Below are 15,040 nucleotides of genomic sequence, written 5' to 3' on the forward strand. Positions count from 1 at the left end.
CGCCGGCGCCGGCGTCTCCACCCGCGCCCGCCAACTCGCCGCCGTGCGCGGCTTCCTGCGCTGGCTGGCGCGGGATCAGGCCGCGCCGGCCGCGCCGCTTTCCGGCCTGCGCGGCCCGCGCCGCAAGCCGCCCATCCCGCGCGCGCTCACCGCGGCCCAGGCGCGCGAAGCCGCGGCCGCCGTGGGCCAGGCGCACGACCCGAACCGCGCCGAGCGCCCGGCCGAGCAGGCGGCGCGCGACGTGGCGCTGTTCACCCTGCTCTACGGCTGCGGCCTGCGCATCGGGGAAGCGCTGGCGCTCGACGTGCGCGACGCCCCGCCGGAAGGCGGCACCGCGGCGCTGCGCGTCATCGGCAAGGGCGGCAAACCGCGGTTGGTACCGGTGCTGCCCGCCGTCCGCGCCGCGGTCGCCGCCTACCTCAAGCTGCGGCCCGGCGCCGCGCCGGACGGGCCGCTGTTCCTCGGCGCCCGCGGCGCGCGGCTGGACCCCGCGGTGGCGCAGCGCTCCCTCCGCACCTACCGGCGCCTGGCCGGCCTGCCCGAGCACGCGACGCCGCACGCGCTGCGCCACTCCTTCGCCACCCACCTGCTCGGCGGCGGCGCCGACCTGCGCGCCATCCAGGAGCTGCTGGGCCACGCCAGCCTGTCCACCACGCAGCGCTACACCGCGGTCGACGCCGAGGCGCTGCTCGCCACGTGGCGGAAAGCGCACCCGCGGGCCGGTTAGGGGGCGGCTCCGGATGATCCGAGACCGGCATGACGGCGCCTGGAAATTTGCCGTCGCGCCCTCCCGGCCGGATGCGCTAGGGGGGGAGGCCCGCGATCCAATCCGGTGGCGAACGCCCCGGCGCGGGCGGGGCCTCGAACGCGCGACGCCGCCCCCCGGCGCGCCGCTTGGCCCCGCGTGTGCCACGATTCCTGGGACGGAGCTGACGATGACGAACGCCGACCGGCTGCAGCGTTGGAACCAGTTGTACGACAGGACGCCGGAAAGGTGGCGCTTCCAGGTCGCCGTCTGGGCCTTGGTCGCCGTCGGCGCCGTCAACATGCTGCTGACCATCGCGGTCGGCTTCCCCTTCGCCCTGCTGCTCGGCCTGGCCATCCTGGCGATGGCGGCGGTGCGCGTGCCCTACGCGCTCGGCTGGCTGCGGACGGAGGGCGACGCCGCGGGCGGCGGCGACCGCGCGCGCATGGAGATCGAGGCGCCGTCCTGGATGATCCGGGTGAACCGCTGGTACGACGGGTTGGACGAGACGCAGCGCCCGCTCGTGCTGCTGGCGGCGCTCGCCATCCCCGGCGCGATCAACATGCTGCTCACCTTCGCCGGCGGCTTCCCCTTCGGCCTGTTGTTCCTGCTGGCGGTGCTCGCGCTGGTGGTGATCCGCGCGCCCTACACAGCGGGCTGGTACAAGGAGCCGCAATCGTCGGCCGGCGACCCGGCGCTCGGCGTGGAGCCCGCCGCGCCGCGGATCGGCGACGAGTCGGCGCAAAACTCCTTCGGCGCGACGCCCCGGGCGGCCGAGGGCGCGGCCGCCGCGGCCGAACCGCCGGCGCAGCAGCAGCGGTCCGCCAAGGCCCGCCCCAACGGAGGCGCGGCGGCGGCCGCGACGCCCGCAAACACGCAGAACTGACACCGCGCCCGGCGGGGGCCCGTTTCCCCCGCCGGCCGGAACCACCTGCCTTCGATGCGCGGGAACGCGGCGCGCCCGCCGCCGGCGCCCGCGCGCATCAACACCGCGCCACCGAGGCATCCCCGCCCGCACAGGCGCGTTATCCATGCGCTATGGCACGCATCGGTCCCGCGTTTTCGCGCACCAACGGCAAGCCGGCGCCACGGCAACGAGCCTTGGCGCAGCTGCTGCTCGTCCTGGCGCTCCCGGGCTGCGAGACGATGGAGCGCATGGACTACCTCGACCGGTTCTTCGAACAGCCGGCATGGCAGCGGCCGGCCGTCGCCGGCGACCAGCGGCCGGGCCCGGCGCCCACAACGGGCGGGGCCGCCCAAGCCGGCTCGGTGGTGGCGATGGAGCCGCGGCCCAACCCGCCCTCGGCCTACACCGCCGTGGCGGACCTCGGCGTTCAGCCGGGCCCCGTCGTCGCCATGGAGCCGCGCCCGAACCCGCCGTCCTCCTCCGCGGCGGCGGCGGCCGACGTGAGCGCCCAGCCGAACCGCCCCCGCGCCGCGGAACCGCGACCCGAAACGTTCGCCGGGGCCGGCAGCAGCGCCGCGCCGCAAGCGACGACCGATCCGGAGGCCCGCACGCGCCTGCTGGTGCGGCAGAACCCGTGGCTGACGCGGTTCTGGATGGAGCTCACGCCGGCGCAGCAATCCCGGGTGGAGCGGCAACTGCGCCGCGGCGACGTGGTGCTCGCGGTGGAGGGCGCGGAGCCTGCTGTGGCGTGGGACTCCATGGGCCTCGCCGACCGCGCCGCGCTCATCTTCGGCAGGGGCCAGCCCCCGGAGCGCCCCGCGCCGCCGGAACGGCGAGACGGCTCGACCTGGGCGCGCAATTCCTGAAAAGGGCGCCGGGCGGGCCTAGGCGGACGGCGGCGGTCCGCCGTCGTGGGCGGCCTGGAGCGCGGCGATGTCGAGCTTCGCCATCCCGAGCATCGCCTGCATGACCCGTCGCGCCTTGGCCGGATCGGGATCGGCGAGCATACGCGGAAGCGCCGTCGGCACGATCTGCCACGGCACGCCGTAGCGGTCCCTGACCCAACCGCACCGCTCGGGCGCGCCGCCGCCGGCCGAAAGCGCGTCCCACAGCCGGTCCACCTCCGCCTGGTCGGCGCAGTCCACCTGGAACGACACGGCGTGCCCGTAGTCGGCCCGCGCGCCGCCGTTCAGCGCCAGGAAGCGCTGTCCGGCGAGCGTGAACTCGACGACCAGCACGGCGCCGGCCTTCCCGGCCGGGCCGTCCGCGTGGCTTTCCTGCACGCGCTCGACGCGCGAGCCGGGCAGCAGCGAAACGTAGAAGCCCGCCGCTTCCTCGGCCTCGCCGCCGAACCACAAGCAAGGCGCTATCTTGGACATGCCCTCGCCTCCACCGGTCACCCGACGTCGAGCAGGAGTTCGAACCCGCCCATTATCATCCGCCTGCCGTCGAAGGGCATGTCCGGCCCCGGCCGCATGCCCGGATCCTCCATGATCGCCTTGTTGGCCGCGTCGCGCGCTTCCTTGGAGGGCCAAACGATCCAGGAGAAGACGACGTTCTCGCCCGGTTCGGCCTTCACCGCGCGCTTGAAGTCGGTGGCCTTGCCGTCGGGCACGTCGTCGCCCCAGCACTCCACGACCCGCACGGCGCCGTGGCGCTTCAACGTGGCCGCGAATTTCGCGGCCGCTTCGCGGAAGGCCTCCTTCTTGTCGGCCGGCACCGGGACGACGAAACCGTCGATGTAGCCCATGGCGTTCCTCCCTTCGATCGGTGGCAATTCAGGCGTCGGCCGTGTCGCGTCGCGCGGGCGCCGTGGCCTGCCCGGCCGCCGCCGCGTCCATCCACATCACCTCCCAGATGTGCCCGTCCAGGTCCTCGAAGCTGCGGCCGTACATGAACCCGTGGTCCTGCTTCGGGCACGGGTCCGCGCGGCCGCCCGCGGCGCCGGCCTTCTCGGCGATCGCGTCCACGTCTTCGCGGCCGTCGACGGAAACGCAGACCAGCACCTCGCTCGTGCGCTTCGCGTCGGCGATCTCCTTGGGCGTGAATTGCTGGAACTTGTCGTGGGTCAGCAGCATGGCGTGAATGGCCTCGGAAAAGACCATGCAGGAGGCGGTGGCGTCGCAGAACCGCTCGTCCTTGCGGGCGCCCACGGCCTCGTAGAAGGCGGTGGCGCGGGCGAGGTCGGAGACGGGCAGATTCACGAAGATCAGCTTGGGCATGGGATTCCCCGTTGGATTCCGGTCGGGAAGGGCCGCCCTGCGCCGGTCAGGACGGGCGCGGGCCGGAGTCGGGTTCGAGGTCCACGGCGGCGAGGCCGCTGCCGCCCATCCGCATCGGCACCGAGTTGTGCTCGTGTACGATGGCCCAGGCGCCGCCGGCGCGCTTCAGGCAGAGCGTGGTGCGGTACCACAAGTCGATCGGCGTGGGGGCGCCCCGCTTCCTGCCCTGCATGCGGCTGGGGCCGTGGGCGAAGGCAAGGTCGCCGTGGACCACGACGGTCGGTGCCGGCATCTCGACGCTGACCGGCCCGTCCCAGGTCGCCAGCCACCGCGCCAAACCGTCCGCGTCGCGCGCGGCGGCGCCCGTGAACCGGAGGGGCGGTTGCAGGTCGTAGGCGACCATCCCGTCCGACAAGGGCGCGGCCGCCCGTTCGGCATCTCCGGCACGGACCGCCGCGTTGCGCGCTTCGATCAACCCGCGGATCGCCGCTTCGTCTTCGGCTGCCATGGTACCCGCCTCCCCCGAACCGCCGTTTGACCTCTGTGCACCAAACGGTTATTAAAAGCAACAATGAAGTCAGAAAAAATAACTGAAAGGCCGGCCGCCGCCCCGCGCCGCTGGTACGACGACGCCTGCGCCGCCGCGCACGCGCTGGACCTCGTGGGCGAGCGCTGGGCGCTCCTCGTCATGCGCGAACTCGTCTTCGGGCCGAGGCGCTTCAGCGACCTCCGGGGCAGCCTCCCCGGCATCAGCGCCAACGTCCTCACGCAGAGGCTGGAAGGGTTGGAAGCGGCGGGCGTGGTGCGCCGCCGCCGCCTGCCGCCGCCCGCTTCCGCGCAGGTCTATGAGCTGACGGAGTGGGGGCGGGAGAGCGAGCCGATCTTCATGGCGCTGGGCCGCTGGGCCGCGCGCTCGCCCGCGCACGACCCGACTCTGCCCTTGAGCGCGGCGTCGTTGCTGCTGTCGCTGCGCACGATGTTCGACCCGGGGCGGGCGGAGGGGATCGAAGCGCGGGTCGGCTTGCGCCTGGGCGACGAGGCGTACCTGTGCCGCCTGGGCGGGGACGGGATCGAGATCGCGGCGGGGCCGCTGGACGGCGCGGACGCGGTGTTCGCCGGGCCGGTGGCGGCGGTCGCCGGCGCGATCTACGGCGGCCGCAAGCTGGAAGAGTTGGAGGAGGAGGGTTTGCTGCGCATCGAGGGCGACCGCGCGCTCGCCGGGTGGTTCGTGACGCTGTTCCCGCTGCCGCCGAAGGCGGCGCGGGACGTTGGTTGACGGGGGCGACCCGAGCGGCCGGGCGACGCGGCCATGGCCCGCGTCGCCCTGGCCCCAAGCCCTACGGCGCGGGCGGCGGCTCGCGGTCCGCGATCAGCAACCGGTACTCCGCGACGTCCACGCCGCGCCGCATGAGCGCCTGCCATTCGCGCTCGGCCTCGGCGAGGGTCAGCGGCCCGAGGCGGACGTGGTCGCCCACCACGTCGGCCGCGGACGGCTCCGGCACGCAGGCGTGGGCGACGCTGCGGAAGCGCCCGCCCCACACCCAGAAGCGGCGGTCTTGGGTCGGCGTCTGGTCGGTCTCGTTCGGCATGGGCCGGAGATGAGCGGCGGAGGCGCGTTTGCCTAGGCGGCGGTCCCGCGACGCGGCCCGGATTGACGGCGGCGCGGGGAGACCGCAAGCCTCGCCGACCCCCTCCGGAGCCGCCCATCATGCAACGCCGTGCCCTCCTCCTCGCCTTGCCGGTCCTGCTGGCGCCGGGCGCGCTGCTCGCCCACCCGCACGAGACGCTGGCGCGCGACCGGCAAGGCGCGATCGAGCAGCAGGTGATGGCGGCGCGCGAGGCGATCCGCATGGCAGCCGCGGCGAAGGACGCCGGGAAGCTCCGCGCCCTGTACGCGGCGGACTTCACCCACACCCACACCACCGGCAAGGTGGACGGGCGCGACGCGCGCATCGTCGCGCTGCTGTCGGGCGAGCCGGCCATCGAGCTGGCGCGGGTGGAGGAGCTGACCATCCGCGTGCCGCACGCCGACACGGCGGTCTTGACCGGCCGCAGCCCGATCCAGCGCAGCGACGGCGGCGGGGCGCGCGACGTGCGCTGGATGCAGGTCTTCGTCCGGGCGGAGGGCGAGTGGAAGCTGGCGGCGAGCCAGGCGACGGGCGTTTCCCCGACCACCTGAGGGGCGCTCGCCGGAATGCGGGATGCCGGCGGCGCGTCAGGCCAGCGCCGCCACCCATCTCGCAGGCGTCAAGCCGAAAGCGCGCTTGAACTGGCGCGACAGGTGGCTCTGATCGGCGAAGCCCGCGTCCGCCGCCGCCTCCGCCAGCGGCGTCCCGCTCTCCATCGACCGCCGCGCGCGGTCCAACTGGCGCATGGTGCGGAAGCGGCTGGGGCTGGTGCCGAACGCCGCCCTGAACTGGCGCGCGAGCGTCCAGCGGTCGAGGCCGGACAGGCGCTCCAGCGCAGCGGCCGATGGCCAAGTCGCCGGGTCGGCGGCGATCCGCTCCCGGACGTCCGACAGCGCGCGGATGCGGAGCGGGCCGGCGGCGGGCGCGGCGCCCGACCTCGCCGCGAGCATGTCGGCCACCGCGACGGCGATGTCGGCCCGGCCGGCCTCGTCCAGCGGGTTCTCCACATCCCAAGCGGGAGACAGCAGGTCCCGCCAAGGCCCGGTCAGATCGACCACGGGCTCTTCCACGAACGGCAACGGCTTCCCGCCCAAGGCATCCTGGACCAAGGCGGGGCTGACATGGGCGATGCGGTAGGCGAAGCCGAGGTCGTCGCCGGCTGCGCCGTCATGCGGTTCGTCCGGGTGCAGGATGTGGCACTGGCCCGGCAGGCAATAGCGTCGGGCGCCGCGGTAACGGAATGCCTGCACGCCGGCCAGGGTCACGCCGATCGCGTAGGTGTCGTGGCGGTGCGGCGCGAAGGCGAGGCCACGGAAACACGCTTCCAACCGCTCGACGCCGTCGCACCCCGGTCCGATCCGGAAGCGCGCGCGCCCAGGGGCGGGTTCGCACAACCCTTCAAGACGGCGTTCGCCGCGTTGGCCTAGCGTTCCGGGCATGGCCGCCAGACTAGAGCATCGGCGATGACCGAGGAGGCGCTTTCCCTATCGGGCGTCTGGGCGCTCGTGCTGGCGTCCGCCGTGCTCATGGGGAGCCCCGGCCCCTCGACGATGAGCGTGGTCGCGGTCGGCGCGGCTTTCGGTTTCCGCCGATCGCTGGGGTATGTGGCCGGCCTGATCCTGGGAACGACAGCGGTCCTGCTGGCCGTGGCGGCCGGCATCGTCGCCGTGCTTCTGTCGATCCCGGGGCTGGCGCCGGCGCTGACGGGCGCCTCGGTGGCCTACATGCTCTTCTTGGCGGTCCAGATCGCGCGAGCGCCGCCGCTTTCGCGGCAAAGTCCGGCCGTGGCTCCGCCGTCCTTGTCCGGCGGGATGCTGCTGGCGATGGCCAACCCCAAGGCGTACGCGGCGATCGCCGCCGTGTTCGGGGGCGCGACCCTCACCGGGGCGCCTCCTGCCACGGAAGCGCCGCTCAAGGTGGCCATCTTGGCGACGATGATCGTCGTCATCCATGTCGGCTGGCTGCTGGCCGGCGCGTCGCTCTCGCGCGTGCTGCAAAATCCCGCTGCGTCGCGGCTCGCCAACTTGGCGTTCGCGGGCGCGCTCGTCGCCGCCGGCGTCTTCACGGTCCTGCACTGACCGGCGGCGACACCGCGCGCGGCAGGCTTGGGTGGCGCCGTTTGCGGCCGGGTGGCGTCCCCTGGCCGATCCCGGACTCCGCGCCTATCTTGCGGCGACCCCAAACGCCGCCGCGAGGAGCCCCATGCGCGACCCCAAGCTGACGGGCTACGGGCCCCATCCCGTCGAGGGCCTGACCCCCGTGCAGCGCATCGAAGTCGATTCCACCAACGTCCCGTGCGACGGCGAGGTGGGCGTGGGCGGCCTCGGGCACCCGCGCGTCTGGCTCCGCATGTCGGCCGGCGCGACCGAGGTGACCTGCCCCTACTGCTCCATCACCTACGTCCTCAAGCCCGGCGCGGACGCCGGCGGCGGCCATGGCCACTGACGGGCCGCCGGGTGGCGCCGCCGTAGCGGAAGCGCCGGCCGAGGCGGTCCCGGTCACGCCGCCGGAGGGGAAGCACCTGATCCTGGTGGACGGCTCGGGCTACATCTTCCGCGCCTTCCATGCCCTGCCGCCGATGAACAACCCCGCGGGCGTGCCGGTGAACGCCGTGTTCGGCTTCACCCAGATGATCTCGCGCTTCCTGCTCGACCACCGCGGCAGCCACATCGCCGTTGTGTTCGACGCCTCGCGCACGACCTTCCGCAACGAGCTGTACCCCGACTACAAGGCGCACCGGCCGGAGCCGCCGCCGGAGCTGGTGCCGCAATTCGCGCTGATCCGCGAAGCGACCGACGCGCTCGGCGTTTGCAAGATCGAACAGGAGGGCTTCGAGGCGGACGACCTGATCGCCGCCTACGCCCGCGCCTTCGAGGCGGAGGGCGGGCGCGTCACCATCGTCTCCTCCGACAAGGACCTGATGCAGCTCGTGCGCCCCGGCGTCGAGATGCTGGACCCGATCAAGCAGAAGCCGATCCGCGAGGCGGAGGTGGAGGAGAAGTTCGGCGTGCCGCCCGCCAAGGTGGTGGACGTGCAGGCGCTGGCCGGCGACCCGACGGACAACGTGCCGGGTGTGCCCGGCATCGGCGTGAAGACGGCGGCGCAGCTCATCCACGAGTACGGCAGCGTCGAGGCGCTGCTGGACAACGCGGAGAAGATCAAGCAGCCGAAGCGCCGCGAGGCGCTGCTGGCGAACCGCGAGCAGGCGCTGGTTTCGAAGAAGCTGGTGGCGCTGGACGCCGACGCGCCGCTGCCGGCCGCGATCGAAGCGCTGGAGGCCCGGCCGCCGGAGCGCGCCGGCCTGGAGGGATTCTTGCGCGCCCAGGGCTTCCGCAGCATCCTCGCGCGCCTGGGCTTCGGCGAGGCGGCGGGCGACGCGGGCACCCGCGCCCGGCGCGGCGCCGTGGCGGCGCACCAAGCCGCCGCCGCCGTGCCCGCCGACGCCCCGCGCGCGCCCGGCGAAGCGCCTTACGGCCCCTACGAGACCGTCACCGACATGGCGGCCTTGCGCCGCTGGATCGCCGAGGCCGAGTCGGCGGGCGTGGTCGGCTTCGACACCGAGACGGACAGCCTGGACGCGCTGCGCGCCAGCCTCGTCGGCCTGTCGCTCGCCACCGCGCCGGGCCGCGCCTGCTACGTGCCGCTGCGCCACGGCAAGGCCGGCGACATGCTGGCGGAGAAGCCGACGCAGCTCGACCCGGCGGAGGCCCTGGAGGCGCTGCGCCCGCTGCTCACGGACCCCGGCACGCTGAAGGTGCTCCAGAACGCGAAGTACGACATGGAGGTGCTGGCGCGGCCGGAGAACGGCGGGATCGCGGTCGATCCCGTGGACGACACCATGCTCATTTCCTACAGCATGGAGGCCGGGCGGCACGGGCACGGCATGGACGAGCTGTCCGTGCTCCACCTCGGCCACAAACCGATCCCCTACGACGAGGTGACGGGCACCGGGCGCGGGCGCGTGCCCTTCGCCGAGGTGCCGCTGGACCGCGCCACCGCCTACGCCGCCGAGGACGCGGACGTGACGCTCCGCCTCCACGCCCTGCTCCGCCCGCGGCTGCGCGAGGAGGGCGCGCTGGCGCTCTACGAGGAGGTGGAGCGCCGCATGGTCGCGGTGCTGCGCGACATGGAGATGGCCGGCATCCGCGTGGACGAGGCGGAGCTGCGCCGCACGGGCGAGGAGTTCGCCGGCCGCTTGGTGGCGATGGAGGCGGAACTCCACCGCATCGCCGGCCGCCCCTTCGCCGTCGGCTCGCCCAAGCAGCTGGGCGAGATCCTGTTCGACGAGATGGCGCTTCCCGGCGGCAAGCGCGGCAAGTCCGGCGCCTACTCGACCGACGTCTTCGTGCTGGAGGAGCTGGCGGCGCAGGGCGTGGAGCTGGCGCGCAAGGTGCTGGACTGGCGCCAGATCTCCAAGCTCAAGAGCACCTACGTGGACGGCCTCTTGGCGCAGATCGACCCGAACGACGGCCGTGTCCACACCAACTTCCAGATGGCGGTCGCCTCCACCGGCCGCCTGTCCTCGACCGATCCGAACCTCCAGAACATCCCGATCCGCACGGAAGAGGGCGCGCGGCTGCGCCGCGTCTTCGTGGCCGAGCCGGGCCACCTGTTGCTGGCCGCCGACTACAGCCAGATCGAGCTGCGGCTGCTGGCGCACGTGGCGGACGTGCCTTCGCTCCGCGAGGCGTTCGCGCGCGGCGAGGACATCCACAGCCGCACCGCCGCCGACATCTTCCGCCTCGACCCCGGCAAGGTGGACCGCGAGAGCCGGCGCCGCGCCAAGATGATCAACTTCGGCATCATCTACGGCATGAGCGCCTTCGGCCTCGCCACCCGCCTCGCCATCCCGCCGAACGAGGCGCGGACGATCATCGACGCCTACTTCGCCCAGTACCCCGGCATCCGCGACTACATGGAGGGCGTGAAGGAGGAGGCGCGCATACACGGCTTCGTCCGCACCCCCTTCGGCCGCAAGCTCTGGATACCCGACATCGCCGCGCGGGAGGCGCAGCGCCGCGCTGGCGCCGAGCGCGCCGCCATCAACGCGCCGTTCCAGGGCGGCGCGGCGGAGGTGATCAAGCGCGCGATGGTGCGCCTGCCGCGGGCGCTGCGCGACGCGGGGCTCAAGGGGCGGATGCTGCTCCAGGTCCACGACGAGCTTGTGTTCGAGGTGCCGGAAGCGGAGGCGGAGGCCACGGGCGGGGTGGCGCGGCGGGTGATGGAAAGCGTGGCGGAGCTGCGCGTGCCGCTGGGCGTCGAGCTCGGCACGGGGCGGAGCTGGGCCGAGGCGCACTGAGGGGGCGAGCGGCGCGGCCGGACCGTCAGGCCAGGTCCTTGGCCACCGCTTCGCGGAAGCGGCGGATCGCGGTTTCGAAGCCGTCGGCCAGCGGCCCTTCGCGCCAGCCGGGCGCGCGCATGGCGCGCTGGACCGCCTCCACGGCGCGCGAGTCCTCGGCGAAGACGTCGCCCCGGCGCCGGCCCCACCATTCTTCGGCCGCGGCGGCGATCAGCCGCCCGGCCGAGGCCTGGGCGGTGAGCACCCGCCGCTCGATCCGCGTGCGGTCGGGCGCGAGCGGCACGATGTTGAGCACCGCGAAATAGGTGGCGCCCGCGGCGCCCGCGAAGGCGGGGAACAGGTGCCAAACGGTGGAGCCCGCGTGCCCGGCGTCGAGGCCGGCTATCCTGGGCAGCCAACGCGACTCGACCGCTGGCGGCCCCGCGGCGTCGAGCGGGGGTTCGAAGAAGAGCCAATGCCGCCCGGCCGAACGCCAGGACTGCCGGGCGTGGTCGAGCCCGCGCAGGCTGTCGCGGTGCAGGTGCGCGAGGTGGTAGCCGTCGATGTGGTTCTCCACGAACAGCTTCCAGTTGGCGCCGACGTCCTTGGCGTCCCGCTGCACCTCGACGAGGGCCTCGACCGGCCAGCGCCAGAGGGTGCCGGCGGCCGAGCCGAGCCAAGCCTCGAACGGTTCCGCCCCTTCGTCGGCGTTGACGAACAGCATGCCGTTCCAGTTGGCGACGCGCGCTTCGACGAGCCCGAGCTCGCGCGTCCAGGCCGGGAACCGGTTCGCGTCCGGCATCCCGCGCAGGCGCCCGTCGCGGCCGTAGCACCAGCGGTGGTAGGGGCAGGTGATCACCTTGGCGTTGCCGCGCCCTTCCAGCAGCCGCGCGCCGCGGTGCCGGCAGATGTTGCGGAACGCCCGCAGGCCATCGCCCGTGCGGACGACCAAGAGCGGCGTGGGCCCGGCCTCGACCGTGAGGTAGTCGCCGTCGGCTGCGAGTTCGCGCGCGAGGCCCGCGAACAGCCAGGACCGCGCGAAGAGCAGCGCCTGCTCCGCTTCGAACCACGCCGGGTCGAGGTACGCCGCGCGGGGCAGGACCGGCGCTGTTTCGCCCGGCGCCGGCGTCGTTTGGACCTCCATGCGGCGCCCCTTCCCGATGAAGCAAGTGCTTTAGAAGTGTTAAAGCGATTGCTTCATAGGGTCAAGCCGAATATGCGTGCCGCATGCCCCAGCCCTCGACTGACACGCGCACGCGCTTGGTCGAAGCCGCCATCCGCCTGTTCGCGGCACGCGGAGTCCACGGGGTCAGCCTGCGTGGCGTCGGCGAAGCGGCGGGCGCGAGGAACACGGCCGCGGTGCACTACCATTTCAAGTCGCGGGAAGCCCTGCTCGAAGCGGCGCTCGACCACGTGCTCGCCGCGCTCCGCGCGCCCGGCGGGGCCGCCGGCCCCGCCGGGCGGGTGCCGCGGTACCCGGCGCCCGAGGATCCGGTGGCGGGGATCGTGGCGGCCGTGTTCATGCCGCTGCTGTCGCTGGATCTCCTGCAGCCGCGCTGGGGGCGCGACGGGCAACGGCTGCTCGCCCGGGTTGCGATCGGCGACGGCGGCGACTTGGCGGTCGCGTTCGACGACCGGACCGCGGTGGACGCCGACGCCGCGGTCGACGCCCTGTCGGCGCACATCCCCGGGATCGGGACGGACGAGTTGCGCCGGCGGGTGGACCTCGCGGCCGTGCTGGTGATGGCCGCCGCCGCCGGTTCGGCGCCCGGAGCGGCGGCGCCGCGCGGGCGCGGAGCCGGCACGGGAACGCGCGCGGACTGGACCGCGAGCCTGCTGGCGATGGTTGCGGCGGGTCTGACGGCGGGGGGCGGGGGGCCGAGCGGCCCTCCTCAACGCGACCGCGGCGCCTCCACCCCGCCCGGCAGCGCCAAGCCCTCGCGGCGCAGGCAGTCGCGGTAGGCGCGGTTCACCCGCGCGCTCGCCTCCTCGGCCAGCCGCTCCCAGTTGGTTGTGTTCTGGGGGTTGCGCTGGCGCTCCAGGTCGCCCACCGCCTCCGAACGCCTCGCTTCCGCGAGGCAGGCGCGCTGCGCCGGCGTGTCGGTGTCCGGCAACTCGGGGCGCTGCGGGGTGGGGCCCCGGAACAGGCCGCAGGCGCCCAGCGCGAGCAGCGCGCCGAGCGGCAGGAGGCGCGGCGTCACGGCGCCGCTTGCCCCATCCAGTCCTCGATCAGCCGCCGCGCGATCGAGTCCCGCCGCGGCAGGGCGAAGCCGTGCGCCTCCGGGTCGCGCAGCTCCGCCAGCGTGAACCAGCGCGCGTCCTGCAACTCCTCGGGGTCTATGTCCAACTCGTCGGAAAGCCCTTCGGCATGGAAGCCGAGCATGATGGAGGCGGGGAAGGGCCAGGGCTGCGAGGAGTGGTAGCGGACGTCGCCGACGCGCACGCCCGTTTCCTCCTCCACCTCCCGCCGCACGGCTTCCTCCAGGCTCTCGCCCGGCTCCACGAAGCCGGCGAGGGTCGAGAACATGCGCGCGTGCGGGAAGCGGCGGGAGTGGCCGAGCAGGGCGCGGCCGCCGCGCACCACCAGCATGATCACCGCGGGGTCGGTGCGCGGGAAGTGCTGCGCGCCGCAACCCGTGCAGGCCGTGGCGTTGCCGGCGGAGCGCGGTTCGCAAGGGCTGCCGCACACGCCGCAGAAGCGGTGCTTGACGCGCCAGTGCATCAGGCCGCGCGCGTGCGCCAGCACGGCCGCTTCGCCTTCGGGCAGCAGGCCGGCCACGGCGCGCAGGTCGGTGAAGGCGCCCATGCCCTCGGGCAACAACGGCAGCGGGTCGTCGGCGCCGGAGCAGTCCACGGCGAAGACCGGCCGACCCGACCATAGGCCGAGGAAGGCCCAAGGGCCGCCCGCCATCCGCACGGCCTCGGCCGCCGCGCCGGTGAGGAGCACGGCTTCGGGCCGCCCATCCTCCACGCCTTTCATCAGGCTGCGGGCGCGCCAGACGGGCGCGAACAGCGTTTCGGGATCGGCCAGGGCCGCCGCGACGAAGGCTTGGTCCTCGCGCCGGCCCGAGGCGCGGTCGAGGGGGCTGCCGGTGTAGGCGTTGGGGCGGCTGGCGGGGACGGAGAGCATCGGGGCGGGACCGTGCCACGCGGCCCCCGAGGGGGCAACGCCGCCGCCCGCCGGCCCGTGCGGTCAGGTGTCGAGCTTCGCGCCCGAGTCCTCCACCAGCTTGCGCCAGTACGGGATCTCGCGCCGGATCTTCTCCGCCAGCGCAGCCGGGCTCTCGGAGGTCTCCACCGAGAAGCCGGACGCCCGCAGCTTCTCCCGCATCGCCGCGTCCTCGCCCGCCTTGCGCACGGCGGCGTTGAGGCGGTCCAGCACGTCGGGCGGCGTGCCGGCGGGCGCCATCAGCGCCTCCCACGCGCCGATGTCGACACTGCCGAGGCCGATGTCGGCGAACTCCGCCATGCCCGGCACGTCCGGGAGGGCGCCGACGCGCTTGGCGCTGCCGACCGCGAGCGGCGACACCACGCCCTGCTCGATGAGCGGCATGAGGCCGGGCGTCAGCTCGAACATCATGTCGATGACGCCCGCCTGGAGGTCCGCGACCGCCGGCGCGCCGCCGCGGTACGTCACCATCAGCGCCTTGGCGCCCGTGGCCTTCTGCACCGCGGCCATGGTGAAGTGCGCCGTGGTGCCGACGCCGGCGGTGCCGAAGCGCAGGGCGTCCGGGTTCTCCTTCATCCAGGACACCAGCCGCCGGAAGTCGGTCCAGCCGTGCTTCTTCTGCGCGTCCTTGTTGACGCAGCAGACCACGGTGCCGGCGCTGATCTGGCTGACCGGCGCGAAGTCCTTGTCCGGGTCGAAGGGCAGGCGGTTGTAGAGGGTCTTGTAGGCGCAGAGCGTGGTCATGCCGATCACGCCGAGCGTGGTGCCGTCCGGCCGCGCCTTGGCCACCGAATCCGCGCCGACGATGCCGGCGGCGCCGGTGCGGTTTTCCACCACCACCTGCTGGCCGAGCGCCGGCTCCATGCGCTCGGCGAGCAGGCGGCCGACCAGGTCCACCGCGCCGCCGGCGGGGTAGGGGACCACGACCCGCACCGGCCGGCCGCCGGCGATCTGCTGCGCCGAGGCGCGCCCGCCCGCAAAGGCCGCGCCCACCCCCGCGGCTGTCAGCAGCGCGCCGCGCCGCGTCACGCCCGTTCCATCACCCGGCATCATACGGCCCTTTCCGGCTTGGTTTTCCGGGATGCGGAGCG

Annotated in this window: 19 protein-coding genes; 9 read left to right on the forward strand and 10 right to left on the reverse strand. The window is 74.0% G+C overall.

Annotated elements, in window-relative coordinates; genetic code table 11:
- The 3 genes from ABD067_RS23440 to ABD067_RS23450 all read left to right on the forward strand — a co-directional run.
- Positions 1 to 727: tyrosine-type recombinase/integrase (locus ABD067_RS23440; RefSeq protein WP_343897832.1), on the forward strand; the 727-nt coding region annotated here is incomplete at its 5' end.
- 208 nt (positions 728 to 935) lie between these two features.
- Positions 936 to 1,631 carry a hypothetical protein gene (locus ABD067_RS23445; protein WP_343897833.1) on the forward strand — a complete coding sequence of 232 codons (696 nt, stop codon included), beginning with the start codon at positions 936 to 938 and terminating at the stop codon, positions 1,629 to 1,631.
- 215 nt (positions 1,632 to 1,846) lie between these two features.
- Positions 1,847 to 2,518, forward strand: a complete 672-nt coding sequence (locus ABD067_RS23450) for a hypothetical protein (protein WP_343897834.1) — start codon at positions 1,847 to 1,849, stop codon at positions 2,516 to 2,518.
- A gap of 18 nt (positions 2,519 to 2,536) precedes the next feature.
- Here the strand turns inward: ABD067_RS23450 and ABD067_RS23455 are convergent, their stop codons facing one another.
- The 4 genes from ABD067_RS23455 to ABD067_RS23470 are packed head-to-tail and all read right to left on the reverse strand — an operon-like array spanning position 2,537 to position 4,382.
- Complete coding sequence (locus ABD067_RS23455; RefSeq protein WP_343897836.1) at positions 2,537 to 3,031, reverse strand: VOC family protein; 495 nt, start codon at positions 3,029 to 3,031, stop codon at positions 2,537 to 2,539.
- Between the two features lie 17 nt (positions 3,032 to 3,048).
- Entirely contained in the window at positions 3,049 to 3,402 is a 354-nt protein-coding gene (locus ABD067_RS23460; protein ID WP_343897837.1) for a DUF1428 domain-containing protein, read from the reverse strand.
- Positions 3,403 to 3,430: 28 nt separating this feature from the next.
- Entirely contained in the window at positions 3,431 to 3,874 is a 444-nt protein-coding gene (locus tag ABD067_RS23465) for a VOC family protein (RefSeq protein WP_343897838.1), read from the reverse strand.
- A gap of 46 nt (positions 3,875 to 3,920) precedes the next feature.
- Entirely contained in the window at positions 3,921 to 4,382 is a 462-nt protein-coding gene (locus ABD067_RS23470; protein WP_343897839.1) for a YybH family protein, read from the reverse strand.
- A gap of 63 nt (positions 4,383 to 4,445) precedes the next feature.
- Here ABD067_RS23470 and ABD067_RS23475 point away from each other — a divergent pair, with 63 nt between their 5' ends.
- A complete protein-coding gene (locus ABD067_RS23475; protein WP_343897840.1) occupies positions 4,446 to 5,150 on the forward strand; it encodes a winged helix-turn-helix transcriptional regulator in 705 nt (234 codons plus the stop codon).
- A gap of 61 nt (positions 5,151 to 5,211) precedes the next feature.
- Here the strand turns inward: ABD067_RS23475 and ABD067_RS23480 are convergent, their stop codons facing one another.
- Positions 5,212 to 5,463 carry a DUF4170 domain-containing protein gene (locus ABD067_RS23480; protein ID WP_343897841.1) on the reverse strand — a complete coding sequence of 84 codons (252 nt, stop codon included), beginning with the start codon at positions 5,461 to 5,463 and terminating at the stop codon, positions 5,212 to 5,214.
- Between the two features lie 119 nt (positions 5,464 to 5,582).
- Between ABD067_RS23480 and ABD067_RS23485 the strand changes: the two genes are divergently transcribed.
- Positions 5,583 to 6,053 carry a nuclear transport factor 2 family protein gene (locus ABD067_RS23485; RefSeq protein WP_343897842.1) on the forward strand — a complete coding sequence of 157 codons (471 nt, stop codon included), beginning with the start codon at positions 5,583 to 5,585 and terminating at the stop codon, positions 6,051 to 6,053.
- Between the two features lie 36 nt (positions 6,054 to 6,089).
- Here ABD067_RS23485 and ABD067_RS23490 read toward each other — a convergent pair whose 3' ends face one another.
- Complete coding sequence (locus tag ABD067_RS23490) at positions 6,090 to 6,830, reverse strand: AraC family transcriptional regulator (RefSeq protein ID WP_343897843.1); 741 nt, start codon at positions 6,828 to 6,830, stop codon at positions 6,090 to 6,092.
- Between the two features lie 135 nt (positions 6,831 to 6,965).
- Here ABD067_RS23490 and ABD067_RS23495 point away from each other — a divergent pair, with 135 nt between their 5' ends.
- The 3 genes from ABD067_RS23495 to polA all read left to right on the forward strand — a co-directional run bounded on the left by ABD067_RS23495 (position 6,966) and on the right by polA (position 10,801).
- Positions 6,966 to 7,580: a LysE family translocator gene (locus ABD067_RS23495; RefSeq protein ID WP_343897844.1), complete on the forward strand. Its 615-nt coding sequence runs from the start codon at positions 6,966 to 6,968 to the stop codon at positions 7,578 to 7,580.
- Between the two features lie 124 nt (positions 7,581 to 7,704).
- Positions 7,705 to 7,947, forward strand: coding sequence for a zinc-finger domain-containing protein (locus ABD067_RS23500; protein WP_343897845.1), 243 nt, complete (start codon positions 7,705 to 7,707; stop codon positions 7,945 to 7,947).
- On the forward strand, positions 7,937 to 10,801 hold the full coding sequence (polA, locus tag ABD067_RS23505; RefSeq protein WP_343897846.1) for a DNA polymerase I: 2,865 nt from the start codon (positions 7,937 to 7,939) through the stop codon (positions 10,799 to 10,801). The genes ABD067_RS23500 and polA overlap by 11 nt, the downstream gene beginning before the upstream one ends.
- Positions 10,802 to 10,826: 25 nt before the next feature.
- On the opposite strand, the gene ABD067_RS23510 is transcribed toward polA, so the two are convergent.
- On the reverse strand, positions 10,827 to 11,924 hold the full coding sequence (locus tag ABD067_RS23510; protein WP_343897847.1) for an aromatic ring-hydroxylating oxygenase subunit alpha: 1,098 nt from the start codon (positions 11,922 to 11,924) through the stop codon (positions 10,827 to 10,829).
- 83 nt (positions 11,925 to 12,007) lie between these two features.
- Here ABD067_RS23510 and ABD067_RS23515 point away from each other — a divergent pair, with 83 nt between their 5' ends.
- A complete protein-coding gene (locus ABD067_RS23515; protein ID WP_343897848.1) occupies positions 12,008 to 12,742 on the forward strand; it encodes a TetR/AcrR family transcriptional regulator in 735 nt (244 codons plus the stop codon).
- On the opposite strand, the gene ABD067_RS23520 is transcribed toward ABD067_RS23515, so the two are convergent.
- The 3 genes from ABD067_RS23520 to ABD067_RS23530 form a co-directional block, all read right to left on the reverse strand.
- A complete protein-coding gene (locus ABD067_RS23520; protein ID WP_343897849.1) occupies positions 12,673 to 12,981 on the reverse strand; it encodes a phosphoribosylamine--glycine ligase in 309 nt (102 codons plus the stop codon). The two genes, ABD067_RS23515 and ABD067_RS23520, sit on opposite strands and share 70 nt — an antisense overlap.
- Positions 12,978 to 13,910 carry an NAD(+) diphosphatase gene (gene nudC, locus ABD067_RS23525; protein ID WP_343897850.1) on the reverse strand — a complete coding sequence of 311 codons (933 nt, stop codon included), beginning with the start codon at positions 13,908 to 13,910 and terminating at the stop codon, positions 12,978 to 12,980. Before nudC ends, ABD067_RS23520 begins: the two co-directional genes overlap by 4 nt.
- A 63-nt stretch (positions 13,911 to 13,973) precedes the next feature.
- A complete protein-coding gene (locus ABD067_RS23530; protein ID WP_343897851.1) occupies positions 13,974 to 15,002 on the reverse strand; it encodes a Bug family tripartite tricarboxylate transporter substrate binding protein in 1,029 nt (342 codons plus the stop codon).
- Positions 15,003 to 15,040 lie beyond the last annotated feature (38 nt).

Source organism: Craurococcus roseus (assembly GCF_039523795.1).
In the GTDB taxonomy this organism is placed as follows: domain Bacteria; phylum Pseudomonadota; class Alphaproteobacteria; order Acetobacterales; family Acetobacteraceae; genus Craurococcus; species Craurococcus roseus.

Bases quoted from the DNA above. Each gene is read 5' to 3' on its own strand.
- ABD067_RS23485 (WP_343897842.1), top strand. From the start codon at position 5,583: ATGCAACGCCGTGCCCTCCTCCTCGCCTTGCCGGTCCTGCTGGCGCCG.
- ABD067_RS23470 (WP_343897839.1), bottom strand. From the start codon at position 4,382: ATGGCAGCCGAAGACGAAGCGGCGATCCGCGGGTTGATCGAAGCGCGC.
- ABD067_RS23465 (WP_343897838.1), bottom strand. From the start codon at position 3,874: ATGCCCAAGCTGATCTTCGTGAATCTGCCCGTCTCCGACCTCGCCCGC.
- ABD067_RS23495 (WP_343897844.1), top strand. From the start codon at position 6,966: ATGACCGAGGAGGCGCTTTCCCTATCGGGCGTCTGGGCGCTCGTGCTG.
- ABD067_RS23445 (WP_343897833.1), top strand. From the start codon at position 936: ATGACGAACGCCGACCGGCTGCAGCGTTGGAACCAGTTGTACGACAGG.
- ABD067_RS23510 (WP_343897847.1), bottom strand. From the start codon at position 11,924: ATGGAGGTCCAAACGACGCCGGCGCCGGGCGAAACAGCGCCGGTCCTG.
- ABD067_RS23455 (WP_343897836.1), bottom strand. From the start codon at position 3,031: ATGTCCAAGATAGCGCCTTGCTTGTGGTTCGGCGGCGAGGCCGAGGAA.
- ABD067_RS23530 (WP_343897851.1), bottom strand. From the start codon at position 15,002: ATGATGCCGGGTGATGGAACGGGCGTGACGCGGCGCGGCGCGCTGCTG.
- ABD067_RS23460 (WP_343897837.1), bottom strand. From the start codon at position 3,402: ATGGGCTACATCGACGGTTTCGTCGTCCCGGTGCCGGCCGACAAGAAG.
- polA (WP_343897846.1), top strand. From the start codon at position 7,937: ATGGCCACTGACGGGCCGCCGGGTGGCGCCGCCGTAGCGGAAGCGCCG.
- ABD067_RS23515 (WP_343897848.1), top strand. From the start codon at position 12,008: ATGCCCCAGCCCTCGACTGACACGCGCACGCGCTTGGTCGAAGCCGCC.
- ABD067_RS23480 (WP_343897841.1), bottom strand. From the start codon at position 5,463: ATGCCGAACGAGACCGACCAGACGCCGACCCAAGACCGCCGCTTCTGG.
- ABD067_RS23500 (WP_343897845.1), top strand. From the start codon at position 7,705: ATGCGCGACCCCAAGCTGACGGGCTACGGGCCCCATCCCGTCGAGGGC.
- nudC (WP_343897850.1), bottom strand. From the start codon at position 13,910: ATGCTCTCCGTCCCCGCCAGCCGCCCCAACGCCTACACCGGCAGCCCC.
- ABD067_RS23475 (WP_343897840.1), top strand. From the start codon at position 4,446: ATGAAGTCAGAAAAAATAACTGAAAGGCCGGCCGCCGCCCCGCGCCGC.